Origin of the sequence: Chryseobacterium populi (genome assembly GCF_000282115.1) — a bacterium.
In the GTDB taxonomy this organism is placed as follows: domain Bacteria; phylum Bacteroidota; class Bacteroidia; order Flavobacteriales; family Weeksellaceae; genus Chryseobacterium; species Chryseobacterium populi.
In genome coordinates this window covers 1-17,856 of the sequence record NZ_AKJY01000032.1, presented here as the reverse complement: position 1 = coordinate 17,856, position 17,856 = coordinate 1, and the positions used below count along the sequence as shown (strand labels likewise).

The window sequence follows — 17,856 nt, the reverse complement described above, 5'->3', positions numbered from 1 at the left end:
TTAATCATGAACATTGCTCAATATTTGGATTCAACATATTTGAAAACACCTGCACAGGCCGGTATTTCAGAAAGTGAAACTTTACAGAAAGATAAAGATCTTACGCAGGAAGCAATCGATAACGGTATTTTTGCCGTAATGATTCGTCCGGATTATGTATCTGAAATCAAAAAGTATATTCAGGAAAGAAATTCAAATGTTGTCGTAGGCACTGTGATCGGTTTTCACGAAGGAACCTGTTCTGTAGAAGAAAAATTAACAGAAGCCTCAAAAGCAATCAGAGACGGAGCTGATGAACTGGATTTTGTGATTAATTACAATGCTTATCTTAAAGGAGACCTGGAATTGGTGGAAAGAGAATTTGTGCAATGTACACAGCTGTGTATACAACATCACAAAATAGCAAAATGGATTATCGAAATTGCTGCTTTAAACGATGGGCAAATTGCCGATCTTACCAAAAGAATCTCTCGTTGGGCTGAAGAAAATTTCCCTGAAAGTAACCTGTCTGACATTTTTGTGAAATCTTCAACCGGTTTTTATGAAACCACTGGCGGTAAGCCGAACGGTGCTACATTTGAAGGCATAAAAATTATGCTGGATCATGCCGGAAAGCTTTCAGTAAAAGCGGCAGGTGGGGTGAGAACTCCTGAAGATGCCAAGAAAATGATCGACATGGGAGTAAAGAGAATAGGCACTTCTTCAGCATTAGCTTTAATTAAAAATCAATCCGCATCAGAAGGATATTAAATCCCTGAATGAAATCATAAAAAAACCATCAGTTTTTCTGATGGTTTTTCTTTATACTTGTTCCTGGTATTCTTCGTAAAATGCCTGGGTTTCTTTAATTAAAACATCCATTTCAGCTAAAGTGAATATTTCCAGGAATTTCTTTCTGAAATCTTTGAAGTGTGGAACTCCACGGAAATAATTACTGTAATGTTGCCTCATTTCAATCAAACCTAATCTTTCACCCTTCCATTCCGTACTCCATTCCGCATGTTGACGAACTGCTAATAGCCTGTCAAAAACCGTAGGTTCCGGAAGATGTTCACCTGTTTTGAAGAAGTGTTTGATCTCGTTAAAAATCCATGGATATCCAATAGCGGCGCGACCGATCATAATTCCGTCGCAGGCGTACTTTTGCTTGTATTCCAATGCTTTCTCCGGAGAATCAATATCACCGTTCCCAAAAATTGGAATTTCAATATTCGGATTCTGTTTGATTCTTGAGATATGTTCCCAATCTGCTTCACCTTTGTACATTTGTCCACGGGTTCTTGCATGAATGGTTAAAGCTTTGATTCCGGTTTCCTGGAGACGTTCTGCTACTTCATCGATATTAATCGAATTGCTGTCCCATCCTAAACGGGTTTTTACGGTAACCGGTAAATGCGTAGAGCTTACCACAGCTTTTGTAAGGCGTACCATAAGGTCAATATCTTTTAAAACTCCTGCTCCTGCTCCTTTGCAGACTACTTTTTTTACAGGACATCCGAAATTAATATCTACCAGGTCAGGATTTACGGTTTCCACAATTCTTGCCGACATGGCCATTGCTTCTTCATCACCTCCGAAAATCTGAATTCCTACAGGTCTTTCATAATCAAAAATATCCAGTTTTTTTCTGCTTTTGATGGCATCACGGATTAAGCCTTCGGAAGAAATAAATTCCGAATACATCAAATCTGCACCATGCATTTTACATAAGCGTCTGAATGGAGGATCACTTACATCTTCCATTGGCGCCAGTAAAAGCGGAAATTCCGGCAGTTCTATATTGCCTATTTTTATCATGGCGCAAATTTACGAAATTCTAAACTTCCGGAAATATGATAATATCTATGAGTGTAAAAGAAGACATGATTTATAGGTAATAGACAATAAAGTTCTCAGCTCTCAATTTTTAGAAACTAGCCTTAACCTGCATACTTCCGATATGTATCGTTCTGTCACCGAAATTTCTCCCCTCATAATTTAGGTTTAATTGTAAGAAAGAGTTAATAGCCTGCTGAATGAAAACACTCCAGACCTGGTTTTTTCCGGGTTTTAATCCGTCAAGCATCTGGTTTCCTACAATACTGAAATTATTCCCGGTAAAATCATTGTTGATAAAAGAAAAGTTTCCTCTGATGGATGTTTTTTTGCGTTCCCATTGAATGGTTCCGGTAACATCAAATGCTTTCAGCAATTCTTCGCCGTCAACTCTCTGTTTCTCACGATATGCCGATGAAAGCTCAGCCTGAATGGCGTCAGTAAATTTGTAGGTGGCTTTAGGTTTGGTTTCAAAATTATTTAGCCTGTAATCTCTTGTCTGAAACAACTGCGAAGAGTTTCTGATATCGTGAACCGAATTTTCCCAATCGATCCTGAATTCTTTATTAAACCAATATCCGATATTAAGGAAATGAGAGGTCTGTTCTCTTTCTTCATTACTGAAATTAGCATTGATGAGGTTGTCATTGGATATATAACGATAGTTTCCGTTCCATCCTGATTTTTCGGTGGGATTAAACTGTACGGAAGCAAGAATATTCTGATTTTTTAAAATCTGGTCACTGTTTTTCTCAAACGGATTAAGAACTAGAACTTTATCCCTTTTGTAGAACGAATTCTGGGAATTTAAGGAGATATTGAAATTCCAGCGTTTTAAAAAACCGTTTTCAGAATTAAAGACAATAGAAGGGTTAACGAATAATGCCAGCTGGATCTTATTCTTATTGGATGGAATATACCGTACAGAATTTGTGTAAACCCGGATATATTGGGCAAGATCCGAATATTCAGCAATTTCAAATTCATCCAGCTGCTGCACGCCATCACCATTATAATCTGTCCACTTATAAACACCCTGTCCGTCCGTTACTTTAATATACTGAAACTCTCTCTGGGCCTCCTGCCCGTTTCCAAGCTCATAAAAAGCCTGCAGGCGCATCCCGTTTCTGAAAAGCTGTTGATTATAAAGAATATTTCCGACCACAAAATCATTGTTTCGGGTCATGTCTGTATCAGGAGTCTGATAAAAGAACTTTCTGTAATGGATTAAGGCGTTTAAAGTCGTTTTCTCTGTTTTTATAATCTGGCTTTCGGCCATGATCCCCAAAATATTATTCATATTCTGAAGCCTGTTATCACGCACCGAGTCATTATCTCTCATATACACTTTTGCCAGTAATTTGGTTCGCGAACTATCACCGATTTTCTTCTGAACAAAAATTTCTTTCCAGCTGAAACTGGTGACGTCCATCAGCTGAGTATCATTGTATTTCTTTTCATTGTGCTCCATGCTTCCGCCGAGAGACCAGCTGCCCTTTTTACCTGTAAATTCTGTTGATACCCCACCACGTATGAATTTGGTATCCTGAAGCGTTGCATTGGTGCTCAGGTAAGATAAATTACCCTTTGTAAAGAACTTTCCTTTGATCCAGCCAAAATCCAGGTCATTCTTTATCCCTTTATAAGAATCCTGCTCATCAAGATAATTAATGCGGTAATTCAGAGCTGATTTATTATTCCATTTATTAAGAAAACTGAAGATAAATCTGTTTTGTGTTCTCTGATTAAATTCCTGTGCAAGGTTAAAGTCTCTTGAAAACTCCACATCATTAATACGGTCCAGAATATGAAACTGCTTATCAATATATTGGTATTCAAAACTTGGAGTACCCTTCCAGTTGTTTTTGGTGAAGGTTTTATTTCCGTAAATACGACCCGCGTAGCCGATATTCTGGTCAGAATCCCTGGAAGAAAATAAATTGAGATCATAATTACTCAATGAGAAATCAGCTCCTATCTTACCTTCTTTTAATAAAAATTCAGAATTTACTGAATAAACCTGGGATTTTTGAGGTGAAGGAAGCTTTCTTACTGCCCTGTAATCTCCCATATTGGGACCTGTATATTCAAAAACGCGGCCGTTATTAGTGGTTTGAGAAAGTTTATAATCACCCAGGTTGGCCCCGAAATAAGTATATGAGACCTGATAAAGTGTTTGGTTGGCATCCGTTGAGAATTCATAATAATTTCCCTGAGGGCCGGCCACAAGTCTGTACAATATCTTATTTACATCATATTCCGTTACAACTGCTGAAGGAGCGTACATCAAATTGGGATCATTTCCGGCATCTGCTAAAATCTGTTCATCTTCTTTGGAAAGGTTTAAAGAAAGGGGGGCATTCTTGTTGTCATTTTCCATGAACCAGTTTAAACCAATTTTCATTTTTTCCCGCTTATGCTCAATCTTTCCGGTAAATAAATATCTTGAATAATTTCTGTTGGTATAATTATAAGAGATGGTGATGAAGTTTTGCTGGAAAATAGGCCTGAAACTGGTAAAAGTAACCTCACCGGTATTATAATTAATTACATAATCCTGGTTTTCTCCACGTTTCATCAGGATACCGTCAATGAATACCTGTTCTGATCCCGAGATCAGGGTAATAAATTGTTCCCCGTTTTTACCGGTTAAACGATAAGGCCCCTGATTTCCTTCAACCCCTTGAAAACGGACTCTGTGAAATTCACTTCGTGCAACACCCATAGATACATCAACGAAAGTTTTATTTTCCTTTCCGAATTCAGTCTGGAATTCAAGTCCCATGCTTCGGCGCTGATATTTTGCAAAATAATTTTTAGCTTCAACCAAATCAAGATGTCCTGCCCTCAGAATAGATTTATCCTTGATGTTTAACTGCATGTAGATTTTATCAAACTCCTCCAGAGTCTGAGTATATCCGTCAGCCTGAATCGGTAAATTGTGATCTGAAATACTGGCTAAAATGGTAACATCTTTAGAGAGCCTTCCGGAAATCTGAAGATCCATTGAGCTTTGTACAGACTGCCCCTGATTATTACCAAACGTTATCCCACGGATGATAGAACCTTTGGAATTTAATTCACCTAAAAATCTTTTTTTATCATTTTTAGCCAATACAGCTTCATCTATAATAACCCGGTTTCTGGTCTTTACAAAATCTAGGGTGTCTTTAGCGAAAATATCCTGTTCAAGCATGGATGCAAGAACGCTGTCTTTCTTTATGGTATCCTGAGGAATGTTTGGGTTTTTCCACGTGAAAATCTGGGCATCAGCTGAAAATGTGCCCATGAAAATTAACAAAAATATAAGAATAAAATTCCGCAAACCCTCTAAATAATTGGTAAAAATAACTAAAAAATGTTAATGAGGACAGGTTTAGTATTATTAACAGAAAATTAATCTAATTATTGTTTTCCCTATAAAAATTGCCTTAATTTTGTTACCTAAATTATTAATAATTAAAATCATAGATTATGAAAAAGTTTTATTCTTTTATTGGATTTGTACTGGTTTCAACAAGTATGTTTGCACAAAACTTAGTAGCTAATCCATCTTTTGATAATGGATTAACCGGATGGGCTGCAGGACCAATCAATGGTTATCAGGCACCAACATTAGTGGCAGCAGATGGACATAATGGATCAAATTCTGCACAATATATTAATGCTACAGCTACTACGGGTTTTTATCAGGAGTTTCCGGTAATTGCAGGAAATACTTATACAATTTCTTTTTGGTATAAAGCAACAGGTGATGGTACTGATGCCAGAATCTGGAGCAATTATAAGGATGCCGGAGGAACAATTATCTATCAAGGAGCTACTGCAGCGGATGATCCTTTGAGAGGACCTAACAACTTATATCTTCCAACTGCATCAGCCTGGACTTTGCATACTGTGAATGTAACTGCGCCGGCTAATGTAACTACTTTCCAATTAGCAGTAAGAGCATATAACAATGCTACATTGGCTGCATTTGATGATTTTTCTGTAACTACAGGAACTCTGGCAGTAGGAGAAGTTGCTCCTTCAAAATATAGACTTATCAAAAATACTTTCGTAAAAAATGACGGAATCACTTTCGGAGCTCAAGCGAAAGATGTAAAAGTTTACAATATGTTTGGTCAGGTTGTAAAAACGGCTTCTGTAAAAGAAAATGAAACATTAAGCGTTGCTGAACTGGCAAAAGGAAGCTATATCGTTACAGGCACTATAAACAATGAGCCTGTTTCTCAGAAAATTTTGAAAGATTAACATCAATAGATTTTTAAAATTAAAAACTGTTGCTTATTAAAGCAGCAGTTTTTTTATGCCCTTTAATAAGATAATAATGCTAAGATTTGTTTAAAAATTTAAATTGAGTATTATTCATAGATATCCATTTGTTGATTGATTTAATTTAAAAATATGGTATTATTTTTGTATTATTATTAAATAAATCACATAAAATTGTATTATCATGGAAAAAATTTTTACTATTCTTGGATTGTTTTCCGCAATTGCATTGACGAATGCACAGATTGTTATCAATGAAATTTACGGCGGCGGTGGAAATTCCGGTGCTACTTTAAAGAATGATTTTATAGAATTAAAAAATATCGGTTCCACTACAGTTTCCCTGTCCGGAGCAACGATACAGTATGCAGCTGCAACAGCCACATTTACCCAGTATCATAATTTACCTGGGATAACCTTAACTCCGGGACAAACGTATTTAATACAGGAAGCTACCGGTGGTGGCGGAACGGTTAATCTCCCTACACCTGATTTTATTGCGACGACAGTGATTAATTTTAATGGAACTCCCAATCCGTCCATAGGAATCGGAATCGCGGTTACTTCCGGGAAAGTGGTTTTAGCGTCTGATAATACACAGGTAACATCTCCTGCAAGCAGTAATGTATTGGATTTTGTAGGATATGGAACTGCTGACCAGTATGAAGGGGCAGGAGCTGCACCATCACCTACTACCACTACATCAATAACCCGAATGTCCGGAGATACGAATAATAATGTAGTGGATTTTTCAATCGTAACAGCATCGCCAACTAATTCTTCAGGAGCTTCGTTAGCCGTTTCAGATCTGGATGTTGTGTCCGACCCTCTGTTTATTCAAAATACTTTTGTGAAAGATAATGAGATTGTTTTCGGGACAGTTGTTAAAAATGTGAAAGTGTATGATATGTTCGGACAGGTTGTTAAAAAAGCTGGAGTTAAGAGTATTTTCAATCTGGATGTTTCCGATCTGAAAAAGGGAAATTATATCGTTACGGGTACTATTAATAATGAGCCTGTCTCTCAGAAAATATTAAAGGATTAACATCAGGATTTATTACAAATAATCTGAAAAACAGCTGTGGTTACACCGTTGTTTTTTTAATACCATCCTCTTCTTGCCGCGTTAATGATTGATCCTAAGTTCAGTACCAGAGTATAGCGTATTCTTTTTGCATAGTCTTTAAAAGAAGGTTCGAAACCTAGAGAAGACTGTATTGGGAAATAAATCTCAAGAAAATCGGGGATCAGCCTTAATTTTATTCCACTATCCCAGATAAATTGGGTAGGGTTATTTTTGTTTTTATAAATCCCGGCATCTGCATAGACATGAAATATTTTCCAGACACTTGAATCTACATTGAAAGATGTAATCCATTGGTTGACACTTCCGGGAATAAATGATTTGAAACCTCCGTCTGCGAGAATGAACTGTTGTGACAGAAGTCCGCTGCTCGCACTTTCACCTAAAAGATTATAGGAGAAAGAATAATTCGAAACTCTGGAGATTCCATAATTGAAAGTATTGTTCCGGGTATCATTTCTTACAAAATATCCTGCAAAAAGTCTTAAACTTAATTTTTGTTTAGGAGCAAATTCCCATCTGTAAAAACCTTCGGCAGTTATTTTATTAAAATCTTCCATTCCTTGCGTACTTACACTCAGGCTCTTCTCATGAATCATCTGGCTATCGGTGTATCCGTACCCTGCACTCCAAAGGTTGTACTTATCATAGTCCTGATTGATGATCATCTGGGGACTCAGATCTCTTTCAAGATAATTATAACTCACACTGAATCCTCTGCTTACGGTGCTCCTCGGATCTTTCCTGAAGTTGATATTTGAGAAAATGGAGGCCTTTCTGTAAGCCAAACCATAATCATAATGGAAGTATGAGCCCGAAACGCCAAATGTCAGGCTCCGGATAATACTTTCAGCAGGTAAAAAAGAATAGGCTACTGAGCCCGACCCCGTTAGTTTTCCTGTACCTGAGCTGTACATTGGAGTTACCGAATAAAGGAATTTCTGATCGAAGAACGACTGGTTTTTGAAATTAAGCCCGAAAAGGAATTTATCATAGGTATTATTAAAACGGATTTTCGGACTGATATAAATTTCATTAAACTCCGGATTGGGAATGTCTTTTATAAATTTAAACTTAATTTTTTTTGCGTTGGAGAAAAGCCCTTTTGCATAGGAGAAATTATCCCGGTATTTTGATTCCGGAAAAATATAATCATCATTCAGGGTGATTTTATAAATATCCAATGCAGGAACTGAAAATATTTTCGTTCTTTCATTTTCATCGGTCTCTACCCAATAGTCTGCCTTTTCCTCTTCTTTTGTCTTGGTTTCCAGCTTAACCGGAATCGGGAGATCTGTATTTTTATAGATTTTAATATGTAAAGAATCGTCCTCTTTCCTGAATTTTTTTAATTTGAAATTAACCCTGTTTTTCTGCTTTAAGAAATCTGCCAGATAGGTTGTTCTTTTATCTCTTTCCGAGAGTTCTTTCAGGAAATCTTTGGGATCAATCTGTTGATCGGTATTTTTAGCGATGTAATTTTTTACGAGAGTATCGAAATTTTCATATCCCATTTTATCCGCAGAATAGTTGAACAGGCTTCCCATTTCAAAACTGCTGACAGCCATTTCATTAAAGTTGCTCAGAACTGCAAATTTTTCATCAATTTTCTGATCAAGGTTTTGAGACATGATGTATTGATAGGCCAAGCCATAGCGATCGATCAGCTTTACTTCTGAAGCATGGAATAATTTTAAAGGTTTTACCCCAAAAATCCTGGCTTCAGGAAGGCTTCCCAATAATTTTGTTTCGGTGTAGAATTTTTTCAGGTATTGAATTTCCAGATAAGATTTCAACCCGTTTTTAAACCAGTGGTTATTTTGCTTATCTGTAATAATACTTTCATCAAGAATTTTTTTTGCGACGATTCCGAAATAATCCAGATCTGCTTTCTCAGCATCGGTAAATAGCTGGAATTTAAATTTCCAGAACGTGATGTCATTATTCCCGAAAAAGTCTTCTTTGGCCCTGAACTTATCGGAAATAAACATCCGGTCAGGAACAAAACCTATTTTTTCTTTGATAAATTTTAAATGTAACGGGAGATAAAATTCTAAATTTTCTTTCTCACGCTGACTTAATTTATACCCGAAATAGACTTCTGTATTAATATCTCCGGTATTGATTTTTACTGATGGAAGCTCATTAGGAGAGATTAGGAACTCGGGATCTGAATCAAGGTATCCTTTAAAAGAATGAGCCTGTACCTGCTGGAGGTTACTTTCTGCAAAATATTTTTCAGGCAGATTGAAATTAATGGTCCAGTAGGTATTGAAACTTACCGATTCTTCAATGTCATGGTAGTTTCTTTCAGAAATATTGTCCGGATCAAAACGGTCCGGAACAATAAAGAAATATTTTAAAGCTATATTTTCATCAGATATTCCGTAGCCGGTAAATTTTTTATCAGGCAGCTGTATCTGATACTGCAGTTGTAGTTTTACACTTTTACCGGGTTGTAAAGCCTCATTTAAAGGAACAAAAAGATTTTCTCCTGAAAGATTGTCTACAGAAATAGCCTGGTCAACGGAACTTTTAATTTCCAAATGCAAAAGCTTACCCTGCTCTTCAGGTCTTGCAAAATGAAGATCATTATTCCTGTCTTCCAGCTTTCTGTACACCAATGAAGTGTTCCTGTTCTTATAGGCTGCAACCCAGTTTAAAAGCTTTATCGTACTTAAATCTTTCCCGGAGTTGTTATAATAAACAAGTTCCTGCTTTATTTCCAGCGTCTTTTTATCTGAAGACAGTTTGGCTTCAATAGAGATGCTGTCTTTTTGTGCGGAAATCTCCGCACTCACAAACAAAATAAGACAAATACTGATAACCTTTTTCAAAACTTTGTGATAAAGTGCCAAATATAACTTATTTTGTATATACGTCGGGAAATTTTAACTCTGATATTATTTTTCTTTACAAAGAATTCACATAAGCATTCCAGCCTTCATTTTTATAGGTCAGTGCTGCCTCTTCTGGATTGGAAGATTTATAAATCCCTCTTCCTACAATAATAAAGTCAGTGTGCAGGTTTTTGAAAACGTGTTCCGGGGTATTATATTGCTGTCCTTTTCCGTCTCCTGAATCTGCTAAATTAACTCCTGGCGTGAATAATAATATCTCTTCCGGTAATGGATTCTGGGAAACACCACCAATTACATTAGGATGTGACAGAGCAACTTTAAGCGCTTCTTCACGGTAGCTGTTAGTGGTTAATGTTCCCTTGGAAGACATTCCGATAATGGCGACTACGCCTACATTTTTGAAGCAGTCCAGAGATTCAAAGCCTCCGATCACCTGTGAGGTTACAAAATCTGCCCAACCGGTAATTTTAAAAACGCCGCTGGTGAATTGTAATTCCTGGGTGTTCCCGATATCTGCAAATTTTCGGTCTTCCATCAATAGAAACTGATGTTTAGCTGCTAATTCTTTTAGTGGGGTAATGGTTTTTTCATATTCGAAATCAGAAATAATATCGATATGGGTTTTTAAAGCAATGATATGCGGACCTACTTTTTCAGCCAGTTCCAATAATTCCTTTGTCGTGGTAACATCGGCTGAAGCAATAAGGTTAGACTGTTTTGCAATAGCAGTTTCCAATAATTTTTTTGAAACAGAATGTTGTGCATTCGTTAATTTCTGCTCATAAGAATTTCTTTTCTTCTCCTCAAACTGAATATGGTTTCCCTGTAAAAAATCCTGGATTCTTTTTACTTCCTCATCAGATAAATCTCCGGTTTCCTGAAGGATTGCACAAACTTCAGTGATATTGAAAAGAGTATGCACTCTGAATCCTTTGCTTTCCAGAAGCTGTTTCCCGCCCTGTTCTCTGTCCAGAACAACGACGATATCCGCTACTTTAAGATCTTCCTGCTCAACTTCAGCAATGGTTTCTAATAAAGATTTTCCGGAAGTAATCACATCTTCCACCAAAAGACAGTTTTGCCCTTTCTGGTAGATTCCTTCAATCATTTTCTTGGTCCCATAATCTTTTGCTTCTTTTCTTTTGATGATCAATGGGATATAGCTTTCCAAAGACATAGCTGTAGCCATTGGAAGGGCAGCATAGGGTACTCCGCAGATCAGATCGAAATTATCTAAAGGAAGCATTTCCAATAAATAATTAGCCAGATTTTTCAAAATTTTAGGATCTGAGGCCAAAGGTCTTAGGTCTACATAAAACGGACTTTCGATACCGCTTTTAAGGGTAAATCTTCCGAATTTAATGATGCCCAGCTTGTAGCACTCTAAAAAGAATTCTTTTTTACTTTCCATTATTTTTTATTAGATGTTTGCAAATTTAAGGATTTGTAATAAGGCTTAAAAATTTATCATTGATTTCTAAATAAAAGCCATCCCAAAATTAGTGGAATGGCTTTAAATATTATGATCAATAAAGTTATTTTACGATTTGAGCATCGATTACTTTGGTGTTTCCCGAATTTAATTTCTGTTCAGCTTCCCAGAGTAAAAATTTATCAACTTCTTTGATGAGTTTAGGAATGACTAAGGACAGAACCGCTAGGTCGTCCAGAACTCCTAAAACAGGTACTGCGACTTCCGGAAGCAAATCAATCGGAGAGATTACATACAAAATACCGAGTAGAGGCAGAATGATGTCGATAGATTTCATGGGATAAATTCCTTTTTTCCATGATTTAACCATTCTGAAGATATCCGGGATCTTTTTTACAAAGCCCTTATGGCTGATGGCTTCTTTAGCCAGATTTAACTTGGAATACTTCATTTTTGTGTTTAGGTTTTAAATAAGTTTTTCAACTCTACAAATTTCGCAAATTCTATACCAAGTATTTATAAAATTTAGTTAAAAATTACTTAATAATATTATCAATGAACTGATGCACAGATTCTGTATTCCAATCCCTGTATGCATCTTCTTTGATTAAAATCCTGCCGTTTTTGTCCAAAAGAAAGGTAGTAGGAAAAGCTTTGGGCAATAATTTTTCTGAAATAGGGCTCTGTGCAATATAAACCGGAACCGTATATTTATTATCCTGTAAAAACTTTCTTACTGCAGCTTCTTCGTCATTCATCGCAATCAGTACAAAATCTACATTGCCTTTTCGGGTGTCATACAATTTTTGTATCGTTGGCCATTCTTTTCTGCACGGCGGGCACCATGTTCCCCAGAAATTTAAAAAAACAGGTTTGTCTTTAAAATTTTTAAGATTGGTACTTGGCACATTGATCCCCTGAAGCTCAATATCATAATCAGCCCTATCTACCGTCACAGCATTTTCAATAGTGGCAATCGGGAAAAACTGATCTCTCAGGAAATCTTTTACGCCCGGTACGAATGCAATAACCCCGATGATGGCTATTAATATAATGTAAATCAGATTTTTTTTCATAGCAATTCCAATATTTCCTGAACAGCATCCTTGCCTCTGTTTTTAGCATAGTAAATCTGCAGATCATTGTAGAACGTATCTTTTGGATAACCTTCAGGATCGGCTTTATACTTCATTAAAAGCTCTTTGCCATATTTTGGACGCGGACCCCATGAATTCTTTACATTAAAATCATCATCCAGAATAATTACCTTCGGGATAGATTGGGTACCGTTCGTCAAAAACTGGTCAATTAAGTTAGTATCACTGTCTCTGAGGAAAATTCTTACCTCATTTCTGCCTTCAAAAAATTTAATAAGGGCAGGAACCGTGGCACTGGCATCCCCACACCATGCTTCAGAAATAATTAACAGTTTTCCGTCAAAATTTTTAGATTTTAATTCATTCAATTGTTCCTCATCTGGCGTGTACTTTTTTAAAGTCCGGTCCATTCTCTGAAGCCCCAATTCATAATATTGCTTATAATCTACATCTTTCTGATTGTCGGGATTATCTTTTCTTTGTATTGCAATATCAATATATTCCTCAAAAGTGATCCCTTTATCCCAGTAATTTTTCATTACTAAAAATATTTATGTTTAAAAATTATTGATGTTTCTTGTTTTGTTGATTAAAAATAAATCAGCCAGTATAAATGCTGCTAAACTTTCCACTACAGGAACGGCTCTTGGAACAACACAGGGGTCGTGTCTTCCTTTACCTTCTACAATTACAGGATTTCCTTCCCTGTCAATACTGTCCTGAGGTCTCAAAATAGTAGCCACAGGTTTGAAAGCTACTCTGAAATAAATATCCATTCCATTGGAGATTCCACCCTGAATTCCACCTGAAAGGTTTGATTTTGTCGTAAAATCTGTATTAAAAGCATCATTATGTTCTTTTCCTGTCATTTTAGCTCCACAGAATCCGCTTCCATACTCAAAACCTTTGCAGGCATTAATATTAAGCATTGCTTTTGCAAGCTCGGCCTGTAATTTTGAAAATACAGGTTCTCCGATTCCTACAGGAACATTTTTAATCACACAGGTAATCGTTCCGCCGATGGTATTGCCTTCTTTTTTGATTTCTTTAATCCTGGAAATCATTTTTTCGGCAGTTTCTGCATCAGGGCAACGAACATCATTACTTTCTGTTTTTGAGAAATCCAAGTCCTGGTAAGGTTTCTCACAGAAAATATCACCTACGGAAGATACGTAAGCATTGATTTCGATGTCTGATAAAAGCTGTTTGGCCAGCGCTCCGGCTACCACCCAATTGATGGTTTCTCGGGCTGAAGATTTCCCTCCGCCACGATAATCCCTGAACCCGAATTTTTGATCATAGGTGAAATCTGCATGACTCGGACGATAAGATTTCGCAATATGATCATAATCTTTGGATTTCTGATTTTCATTTTCGATGATAAAACCTATTGGAGTTCCCGTTGTTTTTCCATCAAAAATCCCCGAAAGGAATTTTACCGTGTCACTTTCTTTTCTTTGGGTGACAATGGCTGACTGGCCGGGTTTTCTCCGATCCAACTCATATTGAATTTTATCGAAATCTACCGTTAAGCCCGCCGGGAAGTTGTTGATTATGCCGCCATAAGCTAAGCCATGACTTTCTCCAAATGTTGTAAGACTGAGAAGATTACCTAAAGTATTGAACATAGGAGCAAATTTAAGGCTTTTTCTTCAGATAATCCAGTCTTTGCATTTTGTTCTGTTTATCGTGATCAATGATTGTATTGATAATGTTTTCTATGTGTTTTTCCCGGTGTTTAGTCATTTTTTTCCAGATCAGCCCTTTTCCGATATTTTGCGGATCGATGAGTTGTGGAAAAATGTCTGCATTTGCATCCTCAATAATATAATTGGGCGTAATAGCCGGCAGTGGCGTGCTGAAGTTGTAGGGGTAATTTCTGGAAACATTGAATTTGAGATTCCCCAGTTCAAAAGAGTCAAATGCTACATTTTCGTAAACAGCGGGTTTGATAAGCTGTTTTTTTTCAAATAGCCCCATATAAGATGCCATTTTATAACTTGGCAGATGTTTTACAATGAACTCCGGGAAGGAAAGAAAACTGATGATTAAAAGACTGGCGACTGAGAAAGCAGTAATCGCTTTCTTTTTATCAAAACTGTTGAAAAGCAATATAAATAATATTATAAAAAAGACGTCGATAAAAAACCTGTACTGAGCGGAAAAGAGCAGTATAAGGATGCTTTTTATGATCAGAGAAATACAGATTAAGCTGATGATTTTATTTTTTTTTATGAATGAGAAAATAATAAATCCCGATAGGCTGATGATAAACAGGATATTGATTTTCGATTTGATTCCATCAAGTGACAGCCAGTTTTTAATATAATCAAGCCGTGAAAAAGACTGGATTTCTTCGTAAGTATATTGTAAATCGTATGTTTTTTGAATGGCGAAGTGGGAAGAAGTTTTTAAAATTTCAGGGTTGGGTTTCCAGCTTAGACCAAAATCTCCGATTGGAATCGGAAAAACAGGGTATCCGAATGTCCATAGGTTTTTAATGAAGAACAAAAAAAGGATGACAGTTCCCAAGGTTAAGCTCCTGAAATTTGATTTAATCATAAAAACAGAATAGAGGAAGCTTAGTATCGGAAGCCAGATCATAGTAGGTTTTATGGTAAAAACAAAAACTGAAAATCCAAGCAGGAGAGAGGCTTTCTTATTTCCGGATAAAATTTCATTCAGAATAATTAAGGAAAAAACAATGACCGGCAAGTCCGGGCTTGGCGATTGTAAAAACAAAAACATTACCGGAAGAAAGCACAGGTGAATCCAGCTCTTTTTTTCAACGATATAGAGCGTGTAGACAATTAATAAAACCGCATTGATTCTTAAAAAAGGATCGGAAAAATTAGAAAACCCGGCCTGGATAATATGCCAGGCAGACATTTGCCCAAGGGTAAGGTCAAGATTGGAAATGCCTTTCACCAAACCATATTCTGTAAGCCATTTTATGGTAGAAACATAATAACCGTAATGGTCTAATATATAAGGATAATAAGATCCGCAGAAAAGAATGATTAAAGATATAATGACAATCAGGAAATTATCTTTTGTGGAAAATTTATAAAACTCATGATATAGCTTTTCCTTAAAGAAATAAAAGAGCCCGGATAAAATAGGGACAATCTCTACGTAAATATTCAACGGGATGAAGAATGCGAGCAATGTCCAGATTATGCCTAAACCTAAAATTCCGGACAGGGCTTTCCCTGCTATTCCGGGAAATAAGGAACCGAAAAAATGCTCCACGATTTTTCCCAGGCCCATCAGGACCGGAATAATAAGCAGAGTAGAAAGAAGGGATATAAGCATAATAAAAGATTGCCTAAAAATAAGCAATCTTTTATTCTTTTTTGAAAATATTAATTATTGAACCCTGCCGTCTTTTCTATCCTGTGATCTACCGATTGTATAGCCGGTTGCACCACCTACAACACCACCAATTACGGCTCCGAGTCCTCTGTTTTTCTTACTGATAATAGCTCCCGCAGCTGCACCACCTACGGTACCGATAATGGTTCCTTTTGCGGCTTTACTCATTCCTTTTTTCTGAGTTGTTCCCTGAGAGGCGCTGCTTCCGTTGTCAGCATATGTACCGTTATTACTTGAACCGGATTCTCTGTCTCTGTAAACCGTTCTTGTTTTTGTAACAACTCTGGGCTCTGAATTATTGGCTGTTGATGTTCTTGCTTTTTTAGCTTCAACAATACTGTCCGCCTTTTTCTGAGCTTCATACACCATTTTTTCTTTTTCAATGGCTAATTTTTGTTTCTCTATTTCAAGTTGTCTGGCCTGAAACTCAATTTTCTGTTGCTCCAAAGATTTTTCAGCAATCTGATCATCCTTTTTACAGGCTGTCATTAAAAATACTGACAAAAGACCTGTTACTATTATATTCTTCATAACTCAAATTTTATACTATAAATAAGTCCGGAGACTTTATCTTTTAAGTTATTTTCAATTATGAAGCCAAGTTTTAGTTAATGAATGTTAAAATATCTAAATAAATATTAAAACATGGATTGGATAATTTTTTCAATATATATAATTATCTTTTTAAAAATATCATATTGTAACTTTCTGTTAATTATTGATTTTCATTAGATTCATATGAAAAGGTTATTTTTGAAATACCAAATTATAATATTATGAAAAGAATAATTTTCAATACCCTGTCTTTAGCGGGGTTCGTACTTGTTGTTTCAGCATGTTCATCTGATAATGATTTAATGATGGATTCGCAGTCAAAATCAAACCGGGTAGTATCAAAAGAAGTTTCTAAAACTGCAATGTATCACATTCGTTATGGGCTTCTTTCACAAAATGGTACAAAAACTCTTTCGGGAAGCTATGATGTAGGAAGCTTTGTAGCAACCAATACTGCTACAGGAGAGTCTTTTGAAACTTATGGTGGCAGTGGACTCCAGTCTCTTCCTCAATATTATGACGGAATTCCGGCAGGAACCTATACCTTTACAGCCATGCAGGGGCAAGGAGGATGGGTAGGATATGGCTCGGTGACGGGTACTGTTTCCGATGCCCAGATAGATGCAGACGGATATGTTACAGTTTATATCCCTATTGCCTGGGAAGAGTAAATAATTTTTAATATTTTCGCATTAATTTAATTCCTCTTTAAGTTGATTGAGGGAAAAAGATTTATTTCATTAATGTTTTTTATATAATTCTCTGAAAAGGAGTGACAGATCCAGAGTATAAAATATATTCTGTTTAGATTTTTCTAAATAGATTTTTTTTCATCATTTGTGTTTTTTTATGGCCTCTTCGGAGGTCATTTTTTGATTGTATAGATCAAACAAAAATAACAGATTATGATTTCACTCATAGGATACTGATCAATAGGTTGCTAATTTTGAATCGCTAAAAGTAATCTATCAAAAAAATACTATGAAAAATTTATTCTTATCAATGCCTGCAACAAGCTTTCTGGCCTTAAGTTGTAAAAAAAGGAGACGGAGAATAATACAAATTTTTCTGATTCTGCTACTACAAGCAGCATGTATTCCGATACTGCAAGTGTATCACCTCAGATTCCCACAGACCCTGCATCAGTTCGTGACAGTATGAATACAGGAACCAATACAAAGACGACTGCAGGTGGAAGAAAAACAACCAACAACAATACAGGAAACGGACTACGAAATGTTAATGCAGCGGTATCCGATACTACTGGCACAACAAGGTAACACTTTTTTAGACCTCATATATTCTTGAAGAGGCTGTCTCAAAAGGGGCAGTCTTTTTTCTGTCTCAAAATTTGTAGTTTAC

Annotated in this window: 15 protein-coding genes; 5 read left to right on the top strand and 10 right to left on the bottom strand. The window is 36.4% G+C overall.

Annotated features, from left to right (window positions below):
• Positions 1-3 precede the first annotated feature (3 nt).
• On the top strand, positions 4-750 hold the full coding sequence (gene deoC, locus PMI13_RS09275; protein ID WP_034669836.1) for a deoxyribose-phosphate aldolase: 747 nt from the start codon (positions 4-6) through the stop codon (positions 748-750).
• Positions 751-801: 51 nt separating this feature from the next.
• Here deoC and dusB read toward each other — a convergent pair whose 3' ends face one another.
• Positions 802-1,797 carry a tRNA dihydrouridine synthase DusB gene (dusB, locus tag PMI13_RS09270; RefSeq protein ID WP_007842998.1) on the bottom strand — a complete coding sequence of 332 codons (996 nt, stop codon included), beginning with the start codon at positions 1,795-1,797 and terminating at the stop codon, positions 802-804.
• A gap of 109 nt (positions 1,798-1,906) precedes the next feature.
• Entirely contained in the window at positions 1,907-5,104 is a 3,198-nt protein-coding gene (locus PMI13_RS09265; RefSeq protein ID WP_007842996.1) for a hypothetical protein, read from the bottom strand.
• Between the two features lie 185 nt (positions 5,105-5,289).
• Here PMI13_RS09265 and PMI13_RS09260 point away from each other — a divergent pair, with 185 nt between their 5' ends.
• Positions 5,290-6,069 carry a T9SS type A sorting domain-containing protein gene (locus PMI13_RS09260; protein ID WP_007842994.1) on the top strand — a complete coding sequence of 260 codons (780 nt, stop codon included), beginning with the start codon at positions 5,290-5,292 and terminating at the stop codon, positions 6,067-6,069.
• A gap of 205 nt (positions 6,070-6,274) precedes the next feature.
• A complete protein-coding gene (locus tag PMI13_RS09255) occupies positions 6,275-7,135 on the top strand; it encodes a lamin tail domain-containing protein (protein WP_007842992.1) in 861 nt (286 codons plus the stop codon).
• Positions 7,136-7,191: 56 nt separating this feature from the next.
• Here PMI13_RS09255 and PMI13_RS09250 read toward each other — a convergent pair whose 3' ends face one another.
• The 8 genes from PMI13_RS09250 to PMI13_RS09215 all read right to left on the bottom strand — a co-directional run bounded on the left by PMI13_RS09250 (position 7,192) and on the right by PMI13_RS09215 (position 16,470).
• Positions 7,192-10,011 carry an aminopeptidase N gene (locus tag PMI13_RS09250; RefSeq protein ID WP_034669838.1) on the bottom strand — a complete coding sequence of 940 codons (2,820 nt, stop codon included), beginning with the start codon at positions 10,009-10,011 and terminating at the stop codon, positions 7,192-7,194.
• A 76-nt stretch (positions 10,012-10,087) separates the two neighbouring features.
• Complete coding sequence (gene pyrF, locus PMI13_RS09245; RefSeq protein ID WP_007842989.1) at positions 10,088-11,446, bottom strand: orotidine-5'-phosphate decarboxylase; 1,359 nt, start codon at positions 11,444-11,446, stop codon at positions 10,088-10,090.
• Positions 11,447-11,570: 124 nt separating this feature from the next.
• On the bottom strand, positions 11,571-11,918 hold the full coding sequence (locus PMI13_RS09240) for a YkvA family protein (RefSeq protein WP_007842987.1): 348 nt from the start codon (positions 11,916-11,918) through the stop codon (positions 11,571-11,573).
• A gap of 85 nt (positions 11,919-12,003) precedes the next feature.
• The gene (locus PMI13_RS09235) at positions 12,004-12,543 is read right to left on the bottom strand and encodes a TlpA family protein disulfide reductase (protein WP_007842985.1); all 540 of its coding nucleotides are present in this window, start codon (positions 12,541-12,543) and stop codon (positions 12,004-12,006) included.
• The gene (locus PMI13_RS09230) at positions 12,540-13,103 is read right to left on the bottom strand and encodes a thioredoxin family protein (RefSeq protein WP_007842984.1); all 564 of its coding nucleotides are present in this window, start codon (positions 13,101-13,103) and stop codon (positions 12,540-12,542) included. Before PMI13_RS09230 ends, PMI13_RS09235 begins: the two co-directional genes overlap by 4 nt.
• Positions 13,104-13,121: 18 nt before the next feature.
• On the bottom strand, positions 13,122-14,192 hold the full coding sequence (gene aroC, locus PMI13_RS09225; protein ID WP_007842983.1) for a chorismate synthase: 1,071 nt from the start codon (positions 14,190-14,192) through the stop codon (positions 13,122-13,124).
• 10 nt (positions 14,193-14,202) lie between these two features.
• Positions 14,203-15,879, bottom strand: a complete 1,677-nt coding sequence (locus PMI13_RS09220) for an LIC_10190 family membrane protein (protein ID WP_007842981.1) — start codon at positions 15,877-15,879, stop codon at positions 14,203-14,205.
• Positions 15,880-15,933: 54 nt separating this feature from the next.
• Positions 15,934-16,470 (bottom strand): YMGG-like glycine zipper-containing protein, encoded by a 537-nt coding sequence (locus PMI13_RS09215; protein WP_007842980.1) that lies wholly within the window; start codon positions 16,468-16,470, stop codon positions 15,934-15,936.
• A 245-nt stretch (positions 16,471-16,715) separates the two neighbouring features.
• Between PMI13_RS09215 and PMI13_RS09210 the strand changes: the two genes are divergently transcribed.
• Together PMI13_RS09210 and PMI13_RS09205 are read left to right on the top strand one after the other, a co-directional pair.
• On the top strand, positions 16,716-17,165 hold the full coding sequence (locus PMI13_RS09210; protein WP_007842978.1) for a hypothetical protein: 450 nt from the start codon (positions 16,716-16,718) through the stop codon (positions 17,163-17,165).
• Positions 17,166-17,585: 420 nt separating this feature from the next.
• Complete coding sequence (locus PMI13_RS09205) at positions 17,586-17,774, top strand: hypothetical protein (RefSeq protein ID WP_007842976.1); 189 nt, start codon at positions 17,586-17,588, stop codon at positions 17,772-17,774.
• The last annotated feature ends 82 nt before the right edge of the window (positions 17,775-17,856 follow it).

What these genes read in the sequence shown, in the direction of transcription:
- PMI13_RS09210 (WP_007842978.1), top strand. Translation starts at nt 16,716, where the DNA reads ATGAAAAGAATAATTTTCAATACCCTGTCTTTAGCGGGGTTCGTACTT.
- PMI13_RS09265 (WP_007842996.1), bottom strand. Translation starts at nt 5,104, where the DNA reads ATGGGCACATTTTCAGCTGATGCCCAGATTTTCACGTGGAAAAACCCA.
- aroC (WP_007842983.1), bottom strand. Translation starts at nt 14,192, where the DNA reads ATGTTCAATACTTTAGGTAATCTTCTCAGTCTTACAACATTTGGAGAA.
- dusB (WP_007842998.1), bottom strand. Translation starts at nt 1,797, where the DNA reads ATGATAAAAATAGGCAATATAGAACTGCCGGAATTTCCGCTTTTACTG.
- PMI13_RS09235 (WP_007842985.1), bottom strand. Translation starts at nt 12,543, where the DNA reads ATGAAAAAAAATCTGATTTACATTATATTAATAGCCATCATCGGGGTT.
- PMI13_RS09220 (WP_007842981.1), bottom strand. Translation starts at nt 15,879, where the DNA reads ATGCTTATATCCCTTCTTTCTACTCTGCTTATTATTCCGGTCCTGATG.
- PMI13_RS09215 (WP_007842980.1), bottom strand. Translation starts at nt 16,470, where the DNA reads ATGAAGAATATAATAGTAACAGGTCTTTTGTCAGTATTTTTAATGACA.
- pyrF (WP_007842989.1), bottom strand. Translation starts at nt 11,446, where the DNA reads ATGGAAAGTAAAAAAGAATTCTTTTTAGAGTGCTACAAGCTGGGCATC.
- PMI13_RS09260 (WP_007842994.1), top strand. Translation starts at nt 5,290, where the DNA reads ATGAAAAAGTTTTATTCTTTTATTGGATTTGTACTGGTTTCAACAAGT.
- PMI13_RS09255 (WP_007842992.1), top strand. Translation starts at nt 6,275, where the DNA reads ATGGAAAAAATTTTTACTATTCTTGGATTGTTTTCCGCAATTGCATTG.
- PMI13_RS09230 (WP_007842984.1), bottom strand. Translation starts at nt 13,103, where the DNA reads ATGAAAAATTACTGGGATAAAGGGATCACTTTTGAGGAATATATTGAT.
- PMI13_RS09205 (WP_007842976.1), top strand. Translation starts at nt 17,586, where the DNA reads ATGTATTCCGATACTGCAAGTGTATCACCTCAGATTCCCACAGACCCT.
- PMI13_RS09240 (WP_007842987.1), bottom strand. Translation starts at nt 11,918, where the DNA reads ATGAAGTATTCCAAGTTAAATCTGGCTAAAGAAGCCATCAGCCATAAG.